At 68.7% G+C, this 1459-nt stretch carries 3 protein-coding genes; all 3 read left to right on the forward strand.

Annotation, left to right across the window (positions count from 1 at the left end; genetic code table 11):
- On the forward strand, positions 1-657 hold a 657-nt coding region (locus F615_RS0117350), incomplete at its 5' end, for a terminase gpA endonuclease subunit (RefSeq protein ID WP_019562404.1).
- A 36-nt stretch (positions 658-693) separates the two neighbouring features.
- On the forward strand, positions 694-1185 hold the full coding sequence (locus F615_RS0117355; protein ID WP_019562405.1) for a hypothetical protein: 492 nt from the start codon (positions 694-696) through the stop codon (positions 1183-1185).
- A partial coding sequence (locus F615_RS0117360) for a hypothetical protein (protein ID WP_019562406.1) occupies positions 1185-1459 on the forward strand: 275 nt, incomplete at its 3' end. The genes F615_RS0117355 and F615_RS0117360, both read left to right, overlap by 1 nt.

Consider the following 1459-nt stretch of genomic DNA (forward strand, 5'->3'; position numbering starts at 1 on the left):
TCGGGCGCGGCCATGCCGCTGGCCCGCTTGGCGCTGGACACCGGCTTTGCGACACAGGAGGCCTACGCCTTCGTGCGCGCCTGCCGCGACGCGCGCGTGATGGCGGTCAAAGGCGTTGCCCGCGGGGCGGCGCTGATCGGCACGCCCACCGCGGTGGACGTCTCGCTCGCCGGCAAGAAGCTGCGCCGGGGCATCAAGGTGTATTCGGTGGCGGTGGGCATCGCCAAGCTCGAGCTCTACAACAACCTGAGAAAGAGCGTGGACGTGGCCCAGGACGGCGCGACCCCGGTCTATCCGGCCGGCTTCGTCCACCTGCCCAAGATCGACGCCGAGTTCATCCAGCAACTGTGCGCCGAGCAACTCGTCACCCGGAGAGACCGCAACGGCTACCCGGTGCGTGAGTGGCAGAAGACGCGCGAGAGAAACGAGGCGCTCGACTGCTACGTGTATGCCCGCGCCGCCGCATCAAGCGCGGGGCTGGACCGCTTCGAGGAGCGCCACTGGCGCGAGTTGGAGCGGCAACTGGGGCTGGACAGTCTGCCAGCCCTTGAAACAACCACCGAATCCATCAACGAGGCCACCCCACGCGGTGGCCTTCCTGTTTCTGCAACCCGAAACACCGGCCGGCGTGTGATCCGCAGCCCCTGGCTGCGCTGATCCCCGCTGGCCGTCCCGAACCCCGAAGGAGAACCCATGAGTCTGGCCACTCGCATCGAAAGCCTGGTCATCCGCGTCGCGCAGGAGTTCAACGACGTCCGCGCCAAGGCCGGCAACCTCGCCAACCTCACCACCACCGACAAGTCCAGCCTGGTGGCGGCCATCAACGAACTGAAGGCCGCGGTGCTGGCATCGGGCGCGATCGACGACAGCCAGGTCGCCACCACCAGCACCTACTCGTCGAGCAAGATCGTCACGCTGCTCGATGCGCTCAAGGCCGAGATCCTGGGCGGGGCCGATGCCGCCTACGACACCCTGCTGGAGATCCAGCAGCTGCTGCAAAACGGCACCAGCGGTCTGGATGCCTTGCTGGCGGCGGTGAACAACCGGGTGCGCTTCGATGCGGCGCAGACGCTCACCGCGGCCGAAGCCGCGCAGGCGCGCAGCAACATCGGCGCGGTGGCCGCCAGCGATGTGGGCGACACCGACGCCGACTTCGTTGCCGTGTTCGAAGGGGCCCTGGTCTGATGAGCCTGGCCTCGCGCATCGGCGCCTTGGCCAGCCGCATCGGGATCGAGGTCCGTACCAAGATCGATGCCGGCCATCCGGGGCTGGCCCGGGCCTGGGTGTGCTTCGGTTGGGTCGGCAACCAGATCGTCGTGCGGGCCGCGCACAACGTCGCCGCGGTGACCCGCACCGCAGCCGGCCGCTACCGCGTGCACTTCGCCAGCCCGCTGCCGGACGCGAACTACTGCTGGGTGGGCGTCGCACGCAGCAACACCAACACGGGCACGCAGCGGCT

The organism is Caldimonas manganoxidans ATCC BAA-369, from assembly GCF_000381125.1.
Taxonomy (GTDB): Bacteria; Pseudomonadota; Gammaproteobacteria; order Burkholderiales; family Burkholderiaceae_C; genus Caldimonas; species Caldimonas manganoxidans.